This window comes from Clostridium luticellarii (genome assembly GCF_002995845.1).
Classification (GTDB): Bacteria; Bacillota; Clostridia; order Clostridiales; family Clostridiaceae; genus Clostridium_B; species Clostridium_B luticellarii.
The window spans coordinates 1-5,841 of record NZ_PVXP01000117.1 but is presented as its reverse complement, the minus strand read 5'-3'; the positions used below and the strand labels follow the sequence as shown (position 1 = coordinate 5,841).

Below are 5,841 nucleotides of genomic sequence, written 5' to 3'. Positions count from 1 at the left end.
TAACACGCTATTATTAGTTATTCCCTAAAAAATAAAAATTACTACAGGCTCATATTCCTATAGTAATTTCCAATTAAATTTTATCCCGTCTATTCTATTTTACACAAATCTGTGGACGCCCTCTATATAATAGAAAAACTAAATACATGAGTATAAGTTCCATCACGTTCTGCTTTATTCCACTTTTTTTCTCCAGAACTGAACTAAAAATTAGATCAACAACGGTAATTATTACTAACGTTAATATCATGAATTTTATTATAGTCATTATGATTTCAAATTTATTAGTTCCATTAATTATTATTAAGTTTGTCTTCGACATTGCCAATATTCCTTTACAAAATATGATTGTCGGAATTGCTATTATACTCATACACATTACCGCCACTATTATAACAGCAAATACTTTATCATTTAAAGTATAGTTATATTTTTTTGACACTACTAAGCACCTCAATGAAAAATGAATACTATAGATATTATCATATATGAAAGATCACCTTAGTTTGAATTCTCACAATATGTCCACGCTAAAACCATTTACGAAAATATAGAATTCAAAAGCGTCCTCAGCCTTTTAGGAAGCTTATCATATACTGCATTACCAATAAAAGTAAATCCTATTAAAGCAATAATTGTAATAAACCAATCCGCTAAGGTTTAAAATGTCAGGATAGCTTTTCCCAGTTTCCCACTTAGATATAGCCTGGCTTGTAACATTTTTCTTGTTTTTCTCAATTCTTTTAGTTTTTGTGATAATTTCATAAATAAAATTTCCTTTCTTAATCTATTCTAATTCGTACTAATTATAAAATAGATTGGAAACATATTTCTATAAATTATTAGTTGATTGATTTCCAACTGTAGGTTGAATGCTAGTCTATTCAATAGATTAAGTACTAATTTCATTTTATGTATTAATTGTGCTAAACACCATACTACTCAATTTTGGAAGAAGCTCTCTTTTAACTTAACTAACTTAAAGAATCAATATAATCCTTAGCCTCTTTTAATCCGGCTCCAGTAGCCATTCTATATTTTTTAATTGCTTTAATTTTTTCTCCTTGGGAAATAAGATCTTTCAATTCTTCAACAATTTCCTCTTTCAATTCATCACAAATACCAATATATTTAGAAATCCTGTTTAATTTTGAATTCATGCGATTAACTTCACTCCGTAATTGATTAATTTCTAAGCACATAAGTACTATAACTGCAATACCTGCCAAAGCAATTCCATTGTCCATGTGTCCCCTCCTTAATTTCTAATAATAAACATGCAATAATCTTAATACTGTGGATTAATTTAAAATAGGCTATATCATTTTATACAATACCCTGCACCTTTTAATGGGTTTTTAGCTATGGAATCTGAAGTAATTTATTATATGTAAAATCATCTAAAGAATTATTCTTTAAATATAACATTGTGCTTTGGGAAAATTTTATATAACAAATTGACACAGCCCAAGTGACTGCCAGCTCAAAAATTTTTTCCCGTATTTTTTGATTCAATTGATTCTCCTTGTCTTAATTTGTGATTTGAAAGTTTAGACTGCAATGGATACAATATTATCTGTCATACTTGTCACTTCCCGTGTGTTTCTCATAATTTTTTAAGCAAATCGAAATTTATAGTATCTCACCGATTGTACTTCTGCCATATTCTATTGCCTCATATAGGCACCACTAAATACAGGCAAAGCACTGCTCACAATGTACTGTTTCTACTGAAATTTGTAAATATAAATCAATTAAAAGTTAATGGGATAAGCTCTAAAGGTTCAGTTTATATTGTCATTTTCTTATTTCCATAAAATATTTCATGAAAAATAATTTTACTTCAGCAAATAAAAAAATTACAAAATACTACCCCAAAAAGTCATTATATTTAATATCTATGTCTCTAGCTGAATCAACTTTTATACCAAAATGGCCGCTGGCTTTTTTGCCAACAATTCTAATTATATATTTTCCCGGTTTGGAAGGCGATTTTTATTTTGTTATCCTATGTGTGGTGTAATAAATGCTTCAATTAGTGCAGCCAAAATAAGCAAAGGAAATGCAACCAAGCAATAAGATTTGACGACTTTCTTAAAAGCTGAAACAAGATCAACTTCAGCGTGCACTTTCTTAAATACTTTACTTCGAATCGCTTGATTAAATCTGTATAGGACCGCCAGTATAACAAAAAATGCAAACAATTCAATTATGGTATGAGGTAAAATGCCTAAAAAAATCTCAGGAATTGTTATTTTGCCTTGCAAATCCGGTGCCAACGGTAAGTAAAAAATAAAACCTGTAACAGCTGCGGTTAGTGCAATAGGCAAGTAGTAAATAAATGGAATAGGTACAAGAGATAAAATAAACATTTGCAGTGGAACTTTGACTCCATTGTTGATTACATATTGAAGAAATTTTTCTAATTGTGTTTTACTGGTTCCTATGCCTTTATTGTCCGCCCAGTTAATAAACTTAGAGATATCCGGCTGGATAAGTGAGGATACAACAAAAGCAATTATAATGATTCCTAATGTGACAATTGAAAATCTGATTATTAATTTCCCAGACTCTTTTAGCATAAAATAAACCTCTCATTTTTTATGATTTTTTTATTTTTAATTCTCGCATAAGGCTTAAATTACCTCTATAGTCAATTTTGCCCTCTTTTATCAGTTCTGTTATTCTCCAGAAAATAAAGATATCAGATACATAATTTTTGGCTTTGCCTATGACTTCCCCTACTGTTCTGGCACTGCATATAAACTTCTTATATGTATAACGAAGTATCATATTGTCAAAATAGTCCAACTGAACACTTTTAACTTCATTGCCTTCACAAATACGCAGAATTGAGTTTTCTCTCTTCAGTCTCTCCCACAGTGCCATTAAACTAGAATACCTATCAGGTCCCATTAATTTCCTTATCTCTGTAAATTCACTTAATCTTTTAGAAATAACTTCTCCTACTGCTCTTGGTGTATACTCATTTCTTTTTCCAATATTATAAGTAATGTCTGATACATTTATGGTATACAAATTATGAATTTTGTCTTTAATCGTAGACAGAATATACAGCATTCCACAAATTTCCTTTGCATTGTTACCATACCAAATATAAATATCTTCATCTTTAATTTTCATCAGATCATCATCAAGTTTTTTATAATACTCCTGGATCTCCCCAAAAATTATGCTATTTTCTTCAATATATATTTTTTTACACCAATTAATTCTTTCTTTTAATTCAATGAGTTTATCTATAGGACCATTGGATAGATCGTCAAAAAATCCTACTACTTTTTTACCTTCCAGCAGCCCTGTTTTAACTGCATGTCTCATACCCGCCCAGGCACTGTCAGAACAGCATATATGTATTATTCCTTTTGCCACTTAATTAACCTCCTCTAGTGTCAATTACTCGCCGCCTATAGAGGAGGGAGCTTGTAACTCTACTACACGTGGTGACGTCGGTACAGAGTATCTCCCATCTCAAACCTAGGAATAAATTCGCCAATAAGTCGAATCCTTTCACCATAATTTACCTTTGATTATCTATCGTACATAATATTTTAGCCACTGCCTAAAATATTTCAATTGTTCTTTGGTATGAAAATAATGTTCCCCATGCTCCATTACCTCCAAATTACAATTGAAACGTTTGGCAAATGAAGATATCACAGCAAATTTACATAGGCTGTCCTCTGAGCCATATAGAATTGAAGTAGGAGTATCCCACATATCAACAGAATGTTCTTTCACATAACAATAGTAATCCCAGTAAAGAGTCTGTCCTATAGGAGTACAAATTTGTTTTTCTAATTTTAAGTTGTCTTCAGTTATATTAAAACATGCCATCATATTATTTATGATAAGTTCCATATTTACTACAGGTGATAAAAATAGACACTGTTTCAATAATTCATGTTTGTATGTAAGTAAGCTAAAATATGCACCCATACTACAGGCAAATATACTTATGCTGCTCCACATAGATTTTGCATAATTCATAATAATACTAAGATCCTTAACACAGTTTTGAACTTTGCAGGGATAAGACTTATCCTTACGCTCCCCATGCTCAGGTAGATCAAAACTAAGAACTTGATAGCCTTTTGCAGCTGTTTCTTCTGCAAATACAATAATACTATCATCTGCCTTATTTGACATATTACCATGAACTGCTATAAATAATTTATCTGATTTTTCTCCCCACAAAATTGCTGGAATACCTTGTATTTTAAAATTATGTTTTATCATGATGTTTATCTCCCATAAATTATAAATAATTCATCTAATAAGATTTAAGTTTTTCATATGGAAAAGCATACCACATATTTCAATGACTTTCCACTATATTTATGCAAGCATTGACTGGCAAATACTCGGAATGAGGGCACTTGAAACCATGTACATTCTCAAAAATCAGGCCAGCTCCTACCTTATGATCCGGCCTGCTTGGTCAGTTTCTCATTATGCTTACACTATTTGCCTGTTCTTTTTGTGGTATAGAACAACGGTCACAATTGAAACAAGAACAATCACAGCATTTGCGGTAATAGTTCCCACCCAAGTCATAGTCATGGTGACAAATATGGGGGATGCTGCATTAAACATGGTGTGAAATAATACGCACATAAACACACGGCCTTTTCCTGATATTTTGTAGATTGCCCCGTTAAAAAACCGAAACGCAATGAGTTGAACTGCAAACATCCAAAAGTTAATAAGTCCCTCGCCGTGATTCGTCCCCGGAATGAAGAAAAGAGGGCTGTGCCATGTCATCCAAATGATTCCAGTAAAAACAGAAGATAAAATAAAGCCATATTTTTTGTTAAGCCCAGGCTGCAATATGTACATCCAACCAGCCTCCTCCAAGCCACCGATAATAAGATTGCCAGGCAGAGATATGGAGTTATTTGCTTGAAATCCTTATACATTATACCCTAAACTTTCGGGTAAAAAACCTATTCTCTGATACTCATTAAAAATCATAAAACATAAATTAAGATCTATAATATCATATCCTTCAATAGTTTTTTACCAGCAATTACTACAATTTTCTATTTCTATCATCTTTTCAGAAAACAAATTGCTAAAGTCTACATCAACCGGTATTCTTTTCATAACAATTCTTTTTCTACTCTTTGGGGATTTCTTTATTTTCTCATGTATTTCTGAATCAACTAATCCAGATTTTCGAATTATAATAGCACCATCAAATATATTGCTAACATCCTTCAGCTTAGGTTCATTGAGATTATAAGCCGAATATTCATAAATAACTGTTTCTTTATCTTCGAGTACCTTTCTGCAGGCACCTCCTATACCTCTGCTCACTTTAAACACCTCAAAAAATACTTACTCAATAAACTTCAGAACAGTTTATTGATTGATAAAATAATTTTATATCAATTCTACAAAATTACTATTTATAACATTCAACCTTAAATTGGAAATTTATCTCTTTTTAAAATAATATGATGAATATTCCGTCCCATCATGACCAATCAACTTGTTTTGAGTAGGTGAAAAATCTAATTCCTTTAAAGCTTTTATTCTTTCGCTTGCAATAGGAAGTGCCTTTGTTGCTATCATATTACATTCAAACAATCGATAAGTTTTATCAATAATCAATTTTAAAATATCTATTATATTGGCTTTTGTTTCATAATCACTTCTCAAATCTAAACGGAGAAGCCCGCAATTATTAAAATAACTCAACTTTCGCAGGAGAAAAGCGATAGCTTTTCCTTGATATAACAAGGCAAAGCCTTAATAAAACTATCGATTATGAGGTCAATAATCTCTTTTGAAAGTAAAACTTTTTCTTTTAATATA

General features: G+C 31.2%; 7 protein-coding genes and 2 pseudogenes. All 9 read right to left on the bottom strand.

What is annotated here, in order from left to right:
• Positions 1–94: 94 nt before the first annotated feature.
• Entirely contained in the window at positions 95–442 is a 348-nt protein-coding gene (locus CLLU_RS17995; protein WP_106011135.1) for a hypothetical protein, read from the bottom strand.
• Between the two features lie 532 nt (positions 443–974).
• Positions 975–1,247, bottom strand: coding sequence for a ribosomal protein L7/L12 (locus CLLU_RS17990; RefSeq protein WP_106011134.1), 273 nt, complete (start codon positions 1,245–1,247; stop codon positions 975–977).
• Positions 1,248–1,371: 124 nt separating this feature from the next.
• Positions 1,372–1,485, bottom strand: a pseudogene (locus CLLU_RS19270) (DNA alkylation repair protein); the annotation flags it as partial.
• Positions 1,486–2,003: 518 nt separating this feature from the next.
• The gene (locus CLLU_RS17980) at positions 2,004–2,582 is read right to left on the bottom strand and encodes a stage II sporulation protein M (RefSeq protein ID WP_106011133.1); all 579 of its coding nucleotides are present in this window, start codon (positions 2,580–2,582) and stop codon (positions 2,004–2,006) included.
• A 19-nt stretch (positions 2,583–2,601) separates the two neighbouring features.
• Complete coding sequence (locus tag CLLU_RS17975; protein ID WP_106011132.1) at positions 2,602–3,393, bottom strand: DUF1835 domain-containing protein; 792 nt, start codon at positions 3,391–3,393, stop codon at positions 2,602–2,604.
• Positions 3,394–3,555: 162 nt separating this feature from the next.
• Positions 3,556–4,260, bottom strand: coding sequence for an alpha/beta hydrolase (locus CLLU_RS17970; RefSeq protein WP_106011131.1), 705 nt, complete (start codon positions 4,258–4,260; stop codon positions 3,556–3,558).
• 219 nt (positions 4,261–4,479) lie between these two features.
• Positions 4,480–4,908: pseudogene (locus CLLU_RS17965) on the bottom strand (CPBP family intramembrane glutamic endopeptidase); the annotation flags it as partial.
• A gap of 132 nt (positions 4,909–5,040) precedes the next feature.
• Positions 5,041–5,340, bottom strand: coding sequence for a hypothetical protein (locus CLLU_RS17960; protein WP_106011130.1), 300 nt, complete (start codon positions 5,338–5,340; stop codon positions 5,041–5,043).
• A 120-nt stretch (positions 5,341–5,460) separates the two neighbouring features.
• Complete coding sequence (locus CLLU_RS17955; RefSeq protein ID WP_242977749.1) at positions 5,461–5,685, bottom strand: hypothetical protein; 225 nt, start codon at positions 5,683–5,685, stop codon at positions 5,461–5,463.
• Between the last annotated feature and the right edge of the window lie 156 nt (positions 5,686–5,841).